This window comes from Cupriavidus gilardii (genome assembly GCF_008801915.1).
GTDB classification, from domain to species: domain Bacteria; phylum Pseudomonadota; class Gammaproteobacteria; order Burkholderiales; family Burkholderiaceae; genus Cupriavidus; species Cupriavidus gilardii.
Genome location: NZ_VZOV01000006.1, coordinates 138,503 through 153,104 on the forward strand (window position 1 = coordinate 138,503; position 14,602 = coordinate 153,104).

The 14,602-nt window shown below is 67.1% G+C and carries 14 protein-coding genes and 1 tRNA gene; 8 read left to right on the forward strand and 7 right to left on the reverse strand.

Translation table 11 applies throughout. The features are described 5' to 3' along the window. Position 1 precedes the first annotated feature (1 nt). From trpA to F7Q96_RS10325, 7 genes are all read left to right on the forward strand, one after another. Complete coding sequence (gene trpA, locus F7Q96_RS10295) at positions 2-805, forward strand: tryptophan synthase subunit alpha (RefSeq protein ID WP_053822187.1); 804 nt, start codon at positions 2-4, stop codon at positions 803-805. Between the two features lie 221 nt (positions 806-1,026). After that, positions 1,027-1,899 carry an acetyl-CoA carboxylase, carboxyltransferase subunit beta gene (accD, locus tag F7Q96_RS10300; RefSeq protein ID WP_006579934.1) on the forward strand — a complete coding sequence of 291 codons (873 nt, stop codon included), beginning with the start codon at positions 1,027-1,029 and terminating at the stop codon, positions 1,897-1,899. 237 nt (positions 1,900-2,136) lie between these two features. Next, positions 2,137-3,447 carry a bifunctional tetrahydrofolate synthase/dihydrofolate synthase gene (gene folC / locus F7Q96_RS10305; protein ID WP_053822186.1) on the forward strand — a complete coding sequence of 437 codons (1,311 nt, stop codon included), beginning with the start codon at positions 2,137-2,139 and terminating at the stop codon, positions 3,445-3,447. A gap of 111 nt (positions 3,448-3,558) precedes the next feature. Continuing rightward, positions 3,559-4,344 (forward strand): SPOR domain-containing protein, encoded by a 786-nt coding sequence (locus tag F7Q96_RS10310; protein WP_053822185.1) that lies wholly within the window; start codon positions 3,559-3,561, stop codon positions 4,342-4,344. A 28-nt stretch (positions 4,345-4,372) separates the two neighbouring features. After that, entirely contained in the window at positions 4,373-4,870 is a 498-nt protein-coding gene (locus F7Q96_RS10315; protein ID WP_151022597.1) for a CvpA family protein, read from the forward strand. 95 nt (positions 4,871-4,965) lie between these two features. Then, positions 4,966-6,492 (forward strand): amidophosphoribosyltransferase, encoded by a 1,527-nt coding sequence (purF, locus tag F7Q96_RS10320; protein ID WP_053822184.1) that lies wholly within the window; start codon positions 4,966-4,968, stop codon positions 6,490-6,492. A 208-nt stretch (positions 6,493-6,700) separates the two neighbouring features. Next, a complete protein-coding gene (locus tag F7Q96_RS10325; RefSeq protein WP_053822183.1) occupies positions 6,701-7,906 on the forward strand; it encodes an O-succinylhomoserine sulfhydrylase in 1,206 nt (401 codons plus the stop codon). Between the two features lie 153 nt (positions 7,907-8,059). Here the strand turns inward: F7Q96_RS10325 and F7Q96_RS10330 are convergent, their stop codons facing one another. From F7Q96_RS10330 to fdxA, 7 genes are all read right to left on the reverse strand, one after another. Then, positions 8,060-8,929 carry an ABC transporter permease gene (locus F7Q96_RS10330; RefSeq protein WP_151022599.1) on the reverse strand — a complete coding sequence of 290 codons (870 nt, stop codon included), beginning with the start codon at positions 8,927-8,929 and terminating at the stop codon, positions 8,060-8,062. A gap of 64 nt (positions 8,930-8,993) precedes the next feature. Next, positions 8,994-9,905 carry a nodulation factor ABC transporter ATP-binding protein NodI gene (nodI, locus tag F7Q96_RS10335; RefSeq protein ID WP_053822181.1) on the reverse strand — a complete coding sequence of 304 codons (912 nt, stop codon included), beginning with the start codon at positions 9,903-9,905 and terminating at the stop codon, positions 8,994-8,996. A 136-nt stretch (positions 9,906-10,041) separates the two neighbouring features. Further along, on the reverse strand, positions 10,042-10,443 hold the full coding sequence (locus F7Q96_RS10340) for a VanZ family protein (RefSeq protein ID WP_170265984.1): 402 nt from the start codon (positions 10,441-10,443) through the stop codon (positions 10,042-10,044). Positions 10,444-10,684: 241 nt separating this feature from the next. Continuing rightward, positions 10,685-10,897: a 30S ribosomal protein S21 gene (gene rpsU / locus F7Q96_RS10345; protein ID WP_006578041.1), complete on the reverse strand. Its 213-nt coding sequence runs from the start codon at positions 10,895-10,897 to the stop codon at positions 10,685-10,687. Positions 10,898-11,131: 234 nt separating this feature from the next. Next, positions 11,132-11,207, reverse strand: a tRNA-Asn gene (locus F7Q96_RS10350). Between the two features lie 282 nt (positions 11,208-11,489). Next, complete coding sequence (locus F7Q96_RS10355; protein WP_006578042.1) at positions 11,490-12,596, reverse strand: NAD(P)/FAD-dependent oxidoreductase; 1,107 nt, start codon at positions 12,594-12,596, stop codon at positions 11,490-11,492. A 109-nt stretch (positions 12,597-12,705) separates the two neighbouring features. Further along, positions 12,706-13,029, reverse strand: a complete 324-nt coding sequence (gene fdxA, locus F7Q96_RS10360; protein ID WP_053822180.1) for a ferredoxin FdxA — start codon at positions 13,027-13,029, stop codon at positions 12,706-12,708. A 346-nt stretch (positions 13,030-13,375) separates the two neighbouring features. Between fdxA and pncB the strand changes: the two genes are divergently transcribed. Continuing rightward, a complete protein-coding gene (gene pncB, locus F7Q96_RS10365) occupies positions 13,376-14,551 on the forward strand; it encodes a nicotinate phosphoribosyltransferase (protein ID WP_053822179.1) in 1,176 nt (391 codons plus the stop codon). Positions 14,552-14,602: the final 51 nt, after the last annotated feature.

Consider the following 14,602-nt stretch of genomic DNA (forward strand, 5'->3'; position numbering starts at 1 on the left):
CATGTCCCGCATCCAAACGACTTTCGCGGCGCTGTCCGCACAAGGCAGGAAGGGCCTGATCCCCTTCATCACCGCCGGCGATCCCGAGCCCGGCCTGACCGTCGCGCTGATGCATGCACTGGTCGAGGGCGGTGCCGACGTGATCGAGCTCGGCGTGCCGTTCTCCGACCCGATGGCCGACGGCCCGGTGATCCAGCGCGCCTCCGAGCGGGCGCTGGCCAACGGCGTCAGCCTGACCCAGGTGCTGGGCTGGGTGCGCGAATTCCGCCAACGCGACGCCGCCACGCCGGTGGTGCTGATGGGCTATGCCAATCCGATCGAGCGGATGGGCGAGCAGGCCTTCGCGCAGGCCGCCCGCGACGCCGGCGTCGACGGCGTGCTGGTGGTCGACTACCCGCCCGAGGAGTGCGAATCGTTTGCCGGGCTGATGCGCGAGCACGGCATCGACCCGATCTTCCTGCTGGCGCCGACCACCACCGATGCCCGCATCGCGCAGGTCGCCAGGGTGGCCAGCGGCTATCTGTACTACGTGTCGCTGAAGGGCGTGACCGGTTCGGGCGCGCTCGACCTGGACAGCGTCGCGGCGCGCCTGCCGGTGATCAAGCGCCACGCCAACCTGCCGGTCGGCGTCGGCTTCGGCATCCGCGACGCGCAGACCGCGCGTGCGATCGCCAGCGTGGCCGACGCGGTCGTGATCGGCAGCCGCCTGGTGCAACTGCTGGAGGAAGCGCCGCGGGAACAGGCGGTACAATCGCTGCGTTCGTTCATCGCGGAGATCCGCACGGCGCTGGACGCCAGGGCGTGATGTATTAGCCTCATATCGGCGATCATCGGCTAGCTTCGGGGAGATTTCCCGGCCGGTGTCCGCCGATTCCTGCTTTCCGCAGCACAGAATCTCGGCCCCGGGTCGGCGCCCGTGGTACATTCGCCGCCTTGGCCGATGGCCGGGCCTGCCACCTGCGCGCGCGTAGGCAGTATCACGCTGCGATGCGCCGGGCCGCGGCCTTATCCGAAAGGAGCGTTTTGATGAGCTGGTTGGATAAACTCCTGCCCCCGAAGATTCAACAGACCGACCCCTCGTCCCGCAAGGGCATCCCCGAGGGCCTGTGGGTCAAATGCCCGTCGTGCGAGTCCGTGCTGTACCGGACCGACGTCGAGGCCAATCTGCATGTCTGTCCCAAGTGCGACCACCATATGCGCATCCGCGCGCGCGAGCGGCTCGATTCGCTGCTCGACGCCGAGGGCCGCTATGAGATCGGCCAGGAAATCGTGCCGGTCGACGCGCTCAAGTTCAAGGACTCGAAGAAATATCCGGACCGCATCAAGGCCGCGATGGACGAGACCGGCGAAACCGACGCGATGGTCGTGATGGGCGGCGCGATCCACACCATTCCGGTGGTGGTCAGCTGCTTCGAATTCGCCTTCATGGGCGGCTCGATGGGTTCGGTGGTCGGGGAGCGCTTCGCCCGCGGCGCGCAGGCGGCGCTCGAGCAGAAGGTGCCGTTCATCTGCATCAGCGCCACCGGCGGCGCCCGCATGCAGGAGAGCCTGCTGTCGCTGATGCAGATGGCCAAGACCACCGCGATGCTGAACAAGCTGTCGGCCGCCAGGCTGCCGTTCATCAGCGTGCTGACCGACCCGACCATGGGTGGCGTGTCGGCCAGCTTCGCCTTCCTGGGCGATGTGGTGATCGCCGAGCCGAAGGCGCTGATCGGTTTTGCCGGCCCGCGCGTGATCGAGCAGACCGTGCGCGAGAAGCTGCCCGAAGGCTTCCAGCGTGCCGAGTTCCTGCTGCAGAAGGGCGCCATCGACATGATCGTCGACCGGCGCAAGCTGCGTGCCGAACTGGCGCAACTGCTGGCGCTGCTGCAGAAGCAGCCGGCCGACGCGGTGGCCTGAACGGGCGCCGATCGCCGAAGGCTGGTTTGACGACGCGGACCTGGTCCGCGTTCTTCATTGCGTAGTATCGATTCACGGGTGCTGTTCGCCCTCGCCCCTCAGGGGCAGAGGGTCGGGGAGAAGGGGGGCTCGAACCCGCCCAGGCCTGTCATCGCGGTTGCCCTCTCCCCCAGCCCCTCTCCCGCAAGCGGGAGAGCGGCGGTGTGCCCGAGAACTCCAGTTCATCACTGCAGCATCATGCCTATCTTCTCCTCCCTGCCCGAGTGGCTGGCCCACCTCGAAACCGCGCACCCGGTCGGCATCGACATGGGCCTGACCCGGATCAGCCGCGTCAAGGAAGCGCTGGGCCTGCGCATCGACGCGCTGGTCTTCACCGTGGGCGGCACCAACGGCAAGGGTTCGACCTGCGCAATGCTCGAGCGCATCCTGCTGGAAGCGGGCTACAAGGTCGGCTGCCATACCTCGCCGCACCTGCTGTCGTTCAACGAGCGCGCCCGCATCAACGGCGAGATCGCCACCGACGCCCAGCTGCTGCCGCATTTCGAGGCGGTCGAGCGGGCCCGCACCAGCTTTGCCGACCCGGTCAGCCTGACCTATTTCGAGTTCACCACGCTGGCGATCGTCCATGCCTTCGCCGCCGCGCAGCTCGACGCGATCATCCTGGAGGTCGGGCTGGGCGGCCGGCTCGACGCGGTCAATGTGTTCGATCCCGACTGCGCGATCGTCACCAGCGTCGATATCGACCATGCCCAGTACCTGGGCGACACCCGCGAGAAGATCGGCTTCGAGAAGGCCGGCATCTTCCGCCCGCACGTGCCGGCGATCTGCGGGGACCCGATGCCGCCGGCCTCGCTGGTCCAGCACGCCGAGACGATCGGCGCCGACCTGTGGCTGGTCGGCCGCGATTTCCAGCACCAGGCCGCCAAGGGCCAGGAGCGCCTGCAGTGGGACTGGAGCGGCCGCGGCCGCAAGCTCAATGGGCTCGGCTATCCGGCGCTGCGCGGCGCCAACCAGCTGCTGAACGCCTCGGCCGCGCTGGCCGCGCTGCAGGCGGTGCGCGACCGGCTGCCGGTCAGCGCGCAGGAGGTCCGCAATGGGCTTGCGTTCGTCGATCTGCCGGGGCGCTTCCAGGTGATGGCGGGCCGTCCGACGGTGATTCTCGACGTCGCCCACAACCCCCATGCCGCCGCGACGCTGGGCCAGAGCCTCGACAACATGGGGTTCTTCCGCTACACCTACGCGGTGTTCGGCGCGATGGCGGACAAGGACATCGCCGGCGTGCTGCGCCATCTGAGCGACAAGGTCGATCACTGGTGCCTGTGCGACCTGCCGACGCCGCGCGCGGCCAGCGCGCAGGACCTGCTCGAGCACCTGGAGCAGGGCGGCTTCCGGCCGGGTCCGGATGCCACCGCGGCGTGCTTTGCGAGCCCGGAAGCGGCCTATCGGGACGCCATCGAGCGTGCCACCGAGAATGATAGAATCCTGGTCTTCGGATCGTTCTATACCGTGGCCGGCGTGATGGCGTACCGCGCGACCCAGGCCAACTAGCCTGCCGGACTGTTTTCTCGGACACGACCCCGGGCAAATCCGGGGCACGCACCGCGGTCGAGCGACAAACTCAAGGGGCGGCCGCGCCTGCTGCCCGCACCGAACCAATCTATGGGCCTGCTTTCGCTGTTTTCCTTCCGCAAGGGCAAAGACGCGTCACCGGAGCGCGCACGGCGCGCCCGCAGCGACGCCGGCACGCGCGCCGGCAGCCGCGATACGCGCCGGGGTGCCGACCGAGGTGCCGACCGAGGTGCCGACGATTACGCGGACGACATGCTGGACCCGGAATTCCCGCAGAAGCAACGCGCGCGGCGCCGCCTGATCGGCGCGCTGGTGATGACGGTGGCCGCGGTCATCGTGCTGCCGATCGTATTCGAGACCGAGCCGCGTCCTGCCGCGGACCAGATCGCGGTGCGCCTGAGCGGCGGCCAGGGCGACGCGCAGGCCAGGCCCGAGCCGCGCAAGGCCGCGCCGCTGCCGCCTCAGCAGCAATCCCGCCTCGACGCGCAGGCGCTCGATGCCGGCGAGGAACTGGTCAGCGCGCCGGCAGCCCGTGGGGTCGACAAGCCGGCGGAAAAGCCCGCCGAGCGCACCGAAGCGGTGGCCAAGGCCGATCCCAAGCCGGAATCGAAGCCCGAATCCAGGGCGGAAGCCAAATCGTCCGGCAGCGGCAAATATGTGATCCTCGTCGGCGCCTTCTCGACCGAGGACAAGGCCAGGCAGTGGATGAGCAAGTTGAAGGCGAACAAGGTGCCCGCATATATCGAACGCAAGGCGCTGGCCGACGGCGAACGCATCCTGCTGCGCGCCGGCCCGTTTTCCGACCGCGATGCCGCCGACGCCGCCGAGAAGCGGGTCCGCGCGACCGGCCTGACGGCCCGCGTGGTCGAGCTCTGAGCGGCGGCGGACAGCGGTGCTGGCGGGAATGCAGCTGACGTTCTTCGACTACGCGGTCGTGTTCGTGCTGATCGCCTCGGGGCTGGTCGGCGCGCTGCGCGGCCTGATGCGCGAACTGCTGTCGCTGGTGGGCTGGATCGCGGCCTTCTTCGTGGCCTACAACTATGTCGGCGTCGCGGCGCAATGGATGCCCGAGTCGCTGCCCGGCGGAGCGCTCGCGCGCAGCGCCGCGGGATTCGCGGTATTGTTCTTCGGCACCGTGATCGGTGCGGCGCTGGTCGGCGCGGTGATCGGCCAGCTGCTGGAGACCACCGGCCTGAAGCCGGCCGATCGGGGGCTGGGACTGGTGTTCGGAGTGGCGCGCGGCGCGCTGGTGGTGATGCTGCTGGTCACGTTGGCCGGCTTCACCAGATTGCCCGACGAACCTTTCTGGCGCGACGCGGTGTCGCGCCCCTATGTGATCGCCGCGATGGAGTCGCTGCGGCCCTGGTTGCCGCCGGAAATCGCAAAATACGTCAGAACTTGAGGCCGGGCACCCGCCCGGCATGAAATTTTCGCGCCTGGTCTGCCGTCGGCAGCGCGCAGGGCGCGCCGAATCAAAGCCTTTCCTGGGAGCTTGGCATGTGCGGTATCGTCGGTGTGGTGTCTGCCACGCCCGTCAATCAGTTGATTTACGACAGCCTGCTGCTGTTGCAGCACCGCGGTCAGGACGCCGCGGGCATCGCGACCGCCAACGGCAGCACCTTCCACATGCACAAGGCCAACGGCCTGGTGCGCGACGTGTTCCGCACGCGCAATATGCGCGGCCTGCCGGGCGCGGCGGGCATCGGCCAGGTGCGCTACCCGACCGCGGGCTCGGCCTCCAGCGAGGAAGAGGCCCAGCCGTTCTACGTCAATGCGCCGTACGGCATCATCCTGGCGCATAACGGCAACCTGACCAACTGGCAGCAGCTGCGCGAGGAGATGTTCCGGCGCGATCGCCGCCACATCAATACGCATTCGGATACCGAGGTGCTGCTGAACGTGCTGGCCGACGAGCTGCAGCGCGCCAGCAACGGCACCTCGCTCGATCCCGAGATCATCTTCGCCGCGGTGGCCGGCATGCACCGCCGCGTGCGCGGTTCGTACGCGATCGCCGCGCAGATCGCCGGCTACGGCATGCTGGCGGTGCGCGATCCGTTCGGCATCCGCCCGCTGTGCCTGGGCAGCGTCGAGACGCCCAACGGCAAGGAATGGATGGTCGCGTCGGAATCGGTGGCGCTCGAAGGCATCGGCTACAAGCTCGAGCGCGACGTGGCGCCGGGCGAGGCGATCTTCATCGATCTGGACGGCAAGCTGTACACCAGGCAGTGCGCCGACAATCCGCTGCTGAACTCCTGCATCTTCGAATACGTCTACCTGGCTCGGCCCGATTCATGCATCGACGGCGTGCCGGTCTACGATGCGCGCCTGCGCATGGGCGACTACCTGGCCGAGAAGATCCGCAGCGAGGTCAGCGCCGGCGATATCGACGTGGTGATGCCGATTCCCGATTCGAGCCGGCCGGCGGCAATGCAGGTCGCCAACAAGCTCGGCCTGAACTATCGCGAGGGCTTCTTCAAGAACCGCTATGTCGGCCGCACCTTCATCATGCCCGGCCAGGCGGTGCGCAAGAAGTCGGTGCGCCAGAAGCTCAACGCGATGGGCGTCGAGTTCAAGGGCAAGAACGTGCTGATCGTCGACGACTCGATCGTGCGCGGCACCACCTCGTTCGAGATCGTGCAGATGGCGCGCGATGCCGGCGCCAACAAGGTGATCTTCGCGTCCGCGGCGCCGCCGGTGAAATTCCCCAACGTCTACGGCATCGACATGCCGACCCGCAGCGAACTGGTCGCGCATGGCCGCAGCCATGACGAGATCTGCCGCATCATCGGCGCCGACCAGCTGGTCTACCAGGATGTCGAGGCAATGAAGCAGGCGGTGCGCGACATCAACCCGGCGCTGAAGGACTTCGAGGCCTCGTGCTTCGACGGCAAGTACATCACCGGCGATATCGACGAGGCCTATCTGGACCGCCTCGAGACCGCGCGCAGCCAGGCCGACCGAGAAGGCGGCGGCGATACCGAGCGCTCGCAGCTGCATCTGCAGCGCTCGGGCGGCAACGAGTAAGACTGCCGCCGCCGCAACGTTGCCGGCGGTTTGCTCCCCTCTTCCATTGATGGAGAGGGGCGTGAGAGAGGGCAGGGCGTTCGCCATGGCACGGACGTTGGCATTGCGGGCGTCGTTTGCCCTCTCCTCAACCCCTCTCCCGCAAGCGGGAGAGGGGAACACCCATCGAACTACCATCTTCTGCGCGCCGCCTGGCGCTTCTCCGACCATGAACGAACCGCTCGACCTCGACTCCCTCGGCATTGATACGCTCGGCGTGCGCGCCGGCACGCTGCGCAGCGAGTTCATGGAGCATTCGGAGGCGATGTACCTGACGTCGAGCTTCTGCTTCGGCAGCGCCGCCGAGGCCGCCGAGCGCTTTGCCAACTCGGAACAGGGCTATACCTACTCGCGCTTCACCAATCCGACCGTCAGCATGTTCCAGCAGCGGCTGGCCGCGCTCGAAGGCGCGGAGGCCTGCATGGCGACCGCCTCGGGCATGAGCGCGATCCTGTCGGTGGTGCTGTCGTCGATGCAGGCGGGCGACCATCTGATCAGCTCGCGCGCAATCTTCGGCTCGACGATGACGCTGTTCTCGAACATCTTCTCGAAGTTCGGCGTCGAGACAACCTTTGTCGACGGCACCGACCTGGCCGGCTGGCGCGCCGCGGTCAGGCCCAATACCAGGCTGTTCTTCCTGGAGACGCCGTCGAATCCGCTGACCGAGGTCGCCGACATCGCGGCGGTGGCCGAGATCGCGCACGATGCCGGCGCGCTGCTGGTGGTCGACAACTGCTTCTGCTCGCCGGCGCTGCAGCAGCCGCTGCGCTTCGGCGCCGACATCGTCGTGCATTCGGCGACCAAGCATATCGACGGCCAGGGGCGCGTGCTGGGTGGCGCGGTGCTGGGCAAGCACGACTTCATCATGGGCAAGGTGTTCCCCTTCGTGCGGACCGCCGGCCCGACGCTGTCGGCCTTCAACGCCTGGGTCATGCTCAAGGGCATGGAGACGCTGGCGATCCGCATGGAGCGTCATTCGGCCAGCGCGATGGCACTGGCCCAGTTCCTCGAATCGCATCCGGCGGTGGCGCGCGTCTATCATCCCGCGCTGAAGTCGCACCCGCAGCACGAGATCGCGATGCGCCAGCAAAGCGGCGGCGGTGCGATCGTGTCGTTCGAACTGAAGGGCGCGACGCCGGAACAGCAGCGCGCCAATGCCTGGCGCGTGATCGACAGCACGCGGCTGTGCTCGATCACCGGCAACCTGGGCGACACGCGCACCACGATCACCCATCCGTACACCACCACGCACGCGCGCGTCAGCCCCGAGGCCAAGGCCGCGGCCGGCATCGGCGAGGGCCTGATCCGCATGGCGGTGGGGCTCGAGTCGGTCGAGGATCTGAAGGCGGACCTGCTGCGCGGGCTGCGCGACTGATCCCGGCTCGCTGGGCCAGCAAGAACAAAAGCCGGCCTGGGGCCGGCTTCTTGCTTTCAGCCAGTCCGTCGTCCCCGCGCAGGCGGGGACCCGGTGGCTATCCACGACGCTGGGTTCCCGCCTGCGCGGGAACGACGCCGAAGGTGTCCCGCCTCAGCGCAGCATCCGCCGGCGCAGCAGCATCAGCGCCGCCACCAGCGCCACCGCCGCATACGCGGCCAGCACCGCCAGATGCAACCCGACCTGCTCGACCGGGCGGTCCAGCATCAGCGGCCGGATCAGCGCCACCGCGTGCGCCAGCGGCAGCGCCTGCGTGGCGGACTGCACGCCGGGCGGCAGCTGTTCCAGCGGGAAGAACACGCCCGACAGCAGCAGCATCGGCGTCATCACCAGCGTCTGGTAGAACATGAAGAAGTCGTAGCTGGGCGCCAGCGCGGTGACGATCATCGCGAGGCTGGCGAAGGCGATGCCCGCCAGCGCGATCACCGGCAGCGCCAGCAGCGCGTTGGGCATCTGCGCGTAGCCGAGCGCGCTGGCCACCAGCATGATCGCCACGCCGGACAGCACCGCCTTGCTGGCGGCCCACAGCACCTCGCCGAGCACCACGTCGCCGAGCGTCAGCGGCGCGTGCATGATGGCCTCCCAGGTGCGCTGCACATGCATGCGGGAGAAGGCCGAATACATCGACTCGAAGCTGGCCGACATCATCACGCTGGAGGCGGTGGTGCCGGCGGCGAGGAAGGCGATGTATGAGACGCCGTCGACGCGCCCGACCAGCAGTCCCAGCCCCAGCCCGAGGCCGAACAGATAGATCATCGGATCGGCCAGGTTGCCGATCATCGACGGGATCGCCAGCTTGCGCCAGACGCGGTAGTTGCGGTACCAGACCATGGTCCAGTTGCGCAGGTTCAGCGGCCACAGCGGCTGCGGATAGCGCCGCGCGGCGACGGTCGCGCCGCCGGGGGAGGCCGCCGCGGTGGCCAGCTTGCCGTCGTCGCCGGGGGCCGGATCTCGTTCGCTCATGGTTTCCTCGATGGTTCGGTGCGTGGCGGGGGCGGCGTGGCGGGACGGCCGCGGTCGACGGGATTCAATCGCGCATCTCGCGGCCGGTCAGCTTCAGGAACACATCCTCCAGATTGGCCGGACGATGCAGATAGCGGATGCCGCCATTGCCGTGCAGCGCGGCCAGCAGCGGCTCGGGCTCGCGCACGTAGCAGAACAGCGTCTCGCCGCTCTTCTCGGTGCGCTCGGCCAGCGGCGCCAGCCGCTCGCGCAGCGCGTCCAGCTCCTCGCCATAGACCTCGACCACGTCGCAGCCGATCTGCCGGTCGATCAGCTCGTGCGGCTTGCCTTCGGCGATCTTGCGGCCGCCATCGATCACGCACAGATAGTTGCACAGCCGCTCGGCCTCCTCCATGAAATGCGTGGTCAGCAGGATGGTCTTGCCGGCGGCCAGCAGCGACTTGAGCCGGTCCCAGATCAGATGGCGCGCCTGCGGGTCGAGCCCGGTGGTCGGCTCGTCCATCACCAGCAGGTCCGGGTCGTTGATCAGCGCGCGCGCCACGGTCAGGCGCCGGCGCATGCCGCCGGACAGGTCGCGCACATGCGCGTCGGCGCGGTTTTCCAGGCGGGCGAATTCGAGCAGCATCGGTACGCGCCGTTCGATCTCGGCGGCCGACAGGCCGAAATAGCGGCCGAAGATGCGCAGGTTTTCGACCACGGTGAAGTCGGGGTCGAGATTGTCGAACTGCGGCACCACGCCGACGCGCATCCGGGCCTGCGGCGCGCGCGCGGGAACCGGTTCGCCGCACAGCGTCAGCTCGCCCGAGGCCGGCGTGGTCAGCCCCAGCAGCAGGCGCAGCGTGGTGGTCTTGCCGGCGCCATTGGGGCCCAGCAGGCCGAAGCATTGGCCGCGCTGCACCTGCAGGCTCAGATCGTCGACGACGACGGTATCGCCGTATTGCTTGCGCACGTGGCGCAACTCGAGAATGGCAGTCAACGCAGCGTTCCGGTGAAGCGCGCCTGGCGCAATCCCGCCATTATGCCGATCCGCCTGCGATCGGTCCTTGGCGCGCCGCAGCACAAGCGGCGCGGTGCTGCGCCTGTCTGTCCCGTCGCGGTACCGGTCGCGGCTGCTAGGCCGTGCGTCCGGCCCGCAGGCGGCGCATCAGCGAACGCACCAGCCCGTGCAGCAGCCAGCCCAGCGCCAGGCCGAGCCCGTCGGCCAGCACGTCGATCGCGTCGGCGGAGCGATAGGGCGTCATCGACTGCAGCCACTCGATCAGTCCGCCATAGACCAGCAAGCCGATCGGCACGAGCCAGGGCCGCGACGGATAGGCGCGCCATCCGAGCACGCCGAGCGTGGCGAAGGCCAGCAGATGATTGCTCTTGTCCCAGCCGGTGGTCGGCATCGGCGTGGTCGGCGGCATCAGCGCCAGCGTCAGCACGGCGCACAGGCACAGCCAGAACGCGAGACGCCATGGCGACCGACCGATCGTCAGGCTGGATGACGGACGGAAAGGCGTGCGGGAAGACATGCGGAAACGGTTCCTGAGGCGAGACAACAGGAACGTAATGTAGCAGCCGGGGCAGGGGCCCGATATCGGCTGGGGGGATGGGTGGCGCAGCGGGTGTCGTCGGCCAGAAGGCTGGACGAGAAGGGCGCTCCCCGGAGGAGTGCGGCGCTCTCCCGGCGATGGGAGAACGATGGGACAACGACAGGGGGTCACGCGGCGGGCGATGCGCCGCGCCCGCGGGACTCCCGGCAGTCGACGATGCTCAGTACATCTTCTTCGGCAGCATCTGCATGCGCAGACGCTTGCGCAGGCGCGACTCGGCGGCCTTCTTCTTGCGCTTGCGCTCGGTCGTCGGCTTCTCGTAGGCCGTGCGGCTCTTCAGTTCGACGATCAGGCCATTTTGCAGAATGGCCCGGCGGAATCGCCGCATGGCGACATCAACCGGTTCGCCCGGCTTCAAAACGATCTTGGTCAAAGCGTGTCCTTCGGGGTGCCGCTGCTGCGGCGGGGTGGAACGGTGAGCCTCGGCAGCCTCGAGCCTGTGCTCGCTGCCGATACCCGCGGAGCTGGGTGTTGGCAAAACCCCGCAAGCGTGGCGGGGCAGTGGACCGGAAGGGTGGGCGTGCGAGTCGCGACGACGTCGGTCACGCAAGATGCCAGCGCACCAGTGAAAAGGCCCGCCATCTCGGATGGCGGGCCTTTTATTCTTTGGCTCCCCGACCTGGGCTCGAACCAGGGACCTGCGGATTAACAGTCCGTCGCTCTACCGACTGAGCTATCGGGGAACAGCTGAGAAAAGGATTATAGCCAGTTTCTCGTTACTTCGTCAACAACGTTTCGACATTTTGTTGTCGTTGCGTCATCCGCCAAACGCTGCGCCGAAGTGTCCGGCTTGCCTGCCCATTCGTTGGGTCGGAAGCCCTGGGGCCATCCGGTGCCGCGAATGTGCGTTGGCGAGGGGCGCATTATAGACGGCGAGTGCCGCGAATGCCAAGAAGAATTTGCGGGGCGCAACAAAAAACCGCCCGAAGGCGGTTTTCTGATTCGTCATCGGATCGCGAGATCGCTCAGTCGAACACCGGCGATTCGACACCGAGGATCTTGTGCAGCTTCGGCGAGGTCGTCGTGTACTGCATGTGGATCTTCTTCTCGGGGAAGATGTACGGCGCGGCGCCGAAGGCGGCCAGCGCGGCCTCGTGGAAGCCCGACAGGATCAGCTTCTTCTTGCCCGGGTAGGTGTTGATGTCGCCGACCGCGAAGATGCCCGGGATGTTGGTCTCGAACTTCTCCGTATCTACCTTGATCTGCTTGCGCTCCAGATCGAGGCCCCATTCGGCGATCGGGCCGAGCTTCGGCGACAGGCCGAAGAACACCAGCAGATCGTCCAGCGGCATGCGGCGCGTCACGCCGTCGCCGCCGGTGACCTTGATCTCGGTCAGCACGCCGTCCTTTTCCTCGTAGCCGGTGACCTGGCCGACCATGAACTGCATTTCCATCTGCTCGCACAGTTCCTTCATCTTCGCCACCGAGGCGGGGGCGGCGCGGAAGCCGTCGCGGCGGTGGATCAGCACCACCGACTCGGCCTTGCCGACCAGATCCAGCGTCCAGTCCAGCGCCGAGTCGCCGCCGCCGACGACCACCAGGTTGCGGCCGTGGAAGCGGCTCGGATCCTTGACGCGGTAGAACAGCTGCTTGCCGTCGAACTTGTCCAGGCCCTCGACCTTCAGCGTGCGCGGCTGGAACGAGCCGACGCCGGCCGCGATGAAGATCGTCTTGGTCAGGAAGCGGGTGCCGAGCGAGGTCTCGACGAAGAAGCGGCCGTCCTCCTGGCGCTCGACCACCGAGACTTCCTGGCCGAGGTGGAAGGTCGGCTCGAATGGCTCGATCTGCTTGAGCAGATTGTCGGTCAGCTCCTGGCCGGTGCAGATCGGCACCGCCGGAATGTCATAGATCGGCTTGTCCGGATACAGCTCGACGCACTGGCCGCCGACGACCTTCAGCGAGTCGATCACGTGCGCCTTGATCTCGAGCAGTCCGAGTTCGAAGACCTGGAACAGGCCGACCGGACCGGCGCCGACGATCAGCGCGTCGATTTCGAGGGGCTGGCCACCGCCAGCGTTGCCGCCGACCTGGTTGGTGGTGTCCGCGACGGGGTTGGGGATGCTCAAGTCCATATGCGTCCTGATACGTTTGGGGGCACGGTCTGTGCCCGGCATTGCGGGAAAGCGCGTGGGGACGGCTTTCTCTTTGTCGCTATCGGGTGGGTGCGGCTGGCGCGTCGGCTCAGCGCTCCAGGTATTGCAGCTTGCCGGTGGCGTCCTTCCATTCCTCGGCCTCGGGCAGCGGGGCCTTGGTCTTGGTGATCGAAGGCCAGCTGCGGGCCAGTTCGGCATTCAGTTCGATGAAGTGCTGCTGGTCGCCCGGCACGTCTTCCTCGGCATAGATCGCGTTGACCGGGCACTCGGCGACGCACACCGCGCAGTCGATGCACTCGTCCGGATCGATCGCGAGGAAGTTCGGGCCCTCGCGAAAACAATCGACCGGACACACGTCAACGCAGTCGGTGTAGCGGCAACGGATGCAGGATTCGGTGACAACGTGAGTCATTTCGGTTCCAGGAAAACGGATCGGCTTCGATGGGAGACTGTTTTTGGCCGCTTGTGTCGGTACTGGACGCCCGTACAACACACGCACGCGCGGGACGAGCGTCGACCGCGGCCTTTCAAAGATCGGTATTGTAGCCGACCCGTTCGTCCCGCACAGCGGCCCTATATAGCCGAATCAGATAGTTTTCTTATTTCTTTATGCGAGCCTGTTCGGCATTGGCGCACGGTCATCCGGTGCTGGTTTGCCGGTGCGCTCGGCAACCGCCGCGCATTGGCCCCATGCACGACGAGGTCGCCCGATGGGGTAGCATGTGGGCCTGATTCGGCACACTTGTGCGGGTTACGCGATGATCATCCAATCTCTGCTCGATACCGACCTCTACAAATTCACGATGATGCAGGTGGTGCTGCATCATTTCCCGGCGGCCCAGGTCGAGTACCGCTTCAAATGCCGCAATGCCGGCGTGGATTTGACGCCGTATGCGGATGAGATCCGCGCGCAGATCGAGCTGCTGTGCCAGTTGCGCTTCACCGAGGACGAGCTCGAATATCTGCGGGGCTTTCGCTTCATCAAGAGCGATTTCGTCGATTTCCTCGGGCTGTTCCAGCTCAACGCCAAATACGTATCGGTCAGCCCGTCGGCCACGCATCCCGGCGAGATCGACATCACGATCCGCGGCCCGTGGCTGCACACCATCCTGTTCGAGGTGCCGCTGCTGGCGATCGTCAACGAGGTGTACTTCCGCCATACCCAGCCGCAACCCGACTGGGAGGAGGGCCGGCGCCGCCTGGTCGACAAGCTGGCGCTGCTGCGCATGCCCGGCCGCGACGACTGCGTGATCGCGGACTACGGCACGCGCCGCCGCTTCTCGCGCGACTGGCAGGGGGAGGTGCTGGCCTCGATGCAGCAGCTGCTGGGACCGCAGCTGGCCGGCACCAGCAACGTGCATTTCGCCCGCCAGCACAACCTGACGCCGCTCGGCACGATGGCGCACGAATATCTGCAGGCCTGCCAGTCGCTGGGGCCGCGGCTGCGCGATTCGCAGGTGTTCGCGCTCGAGACCTGGGCGCGCGAATATCGCGGCGACCTCGGCATCGCGCTGTCGGACACCTACGGCTTCGATGCCTTCCTGAACGACTTCGATCTGTACTTCTGCAAGCTGTTCGACGGCGTGCGGCACGACTCCGGCGATCCGGTGGCCTGGGGCGAACGGATGCTGGCGCACTACACCAGGAACCGCGTCGATCCGCGCAGCAAGACGCTGATCTTCAGCGATAACCTCAATATCCCGCGCGTGATCGAGCTGTACGAACGCTTCGGCGGACGCTGCCGGCTGGCGTTCGGCGTCGGCACCAACCTGACCAACGACCTGGGCTACACGCCGCTGCAGATCGTCATCAAGATGGTCCGCTGCAATGGGCAGCCGGTCGCCAAGCTGTCGGACACGCCGGAGAAGACGATGTGCGACGACCCGGCCTACCTCGGCTATCTGCGCCAGGTGTTCGGCGTGGAGACCGCCTGAGCCAGGCGGATCCTGGCGCCGTTTTCCGTCGAAGGGCGCGGGCAGGGGGAC

Bases quoted from the DNA above. Each gene is read 5' to 3' on its own strand.
- trpA (WP_053822187.1), top strand. From the start codon at position 2: ATGTCCCGCATCCAAACGACTTTCGCGGCGCTGTCCGCACAAGGCAGG.
- accD (WP_006579934.1), top strand. From the start codon at position 1,027: ATGAGCTGGTTGGATAAACTCCTGCCCCCGAAGATTCAACAGACCGAC.
- folC (WP_053822186.1), top strand. From the start codon at position 2,137: ATGCCTATCTTCTCCTCCCTGCCCGAGTGGCTGGCCCACCTCGAAACC.
- F7Q96_RS10310 (WP_053822185.1), top strand. From the start codon at position 3,559: ATGGGCCTGCTTTCGCTGTTTTCCTTCCGCAAGGGCAAAGACGCGTCA.
- F7Q96_RS10315 (WP_151022597.1), top strand. From the start codon at position 4,373: ATGCAGCTGACGTTCTTCGACTACGCGGTCGTGTTCGTGCTGATCGCC.
- purF (WP_053822184.1), top strand. From the start codon at position 4,966: ATGTGCGGTATCGTCGGTGTGGTGTCTGCCACGCCCGTCAATCAGTTG.
- F7Q96_RS10325 (WP_053822183.1), top strand. From the start codon at position 6,701: ATGAACGAACCGCTCGACCTCGACTCCCTCGGCATTGATACGCTCGGC.
- F7Q96_RS10330 (WP_151022599.1), bottom strand. From the start codon at position 8,929: ATGAGCGAACGAGATCCGGCCCCCGGCGACGACGGCAAGCTGGCCACC.
- F7Q96_RS10340 (WP_170265984.1), bottom strand. From the start codon at position 10,443: ATGTCTTCCCGCACGCCTTTCCGTCCGTCATCCAGCCTGACGATCGGT.
- F7Q96_RS10355 (WP_006578042.1), bottom strand. From the start codon at position 12,596: ATGGACTTGAGCATCCCCAACCCCGTCGCGGACACCACCAACCAGGTC.
- fdxA (WP_053822180.1), bottom strand. From the start codon at position 13,029: ATGACTCACGTTGTCACCGAATCCTGCATCCGTTGCCGCTACACCGAC.
- pncB (WP_053822179.1), top strand. From the start codon at position 13,376: ATGATCATCCAATCTCTGCTCGATACCGACCTCTACAAATTCACGATG.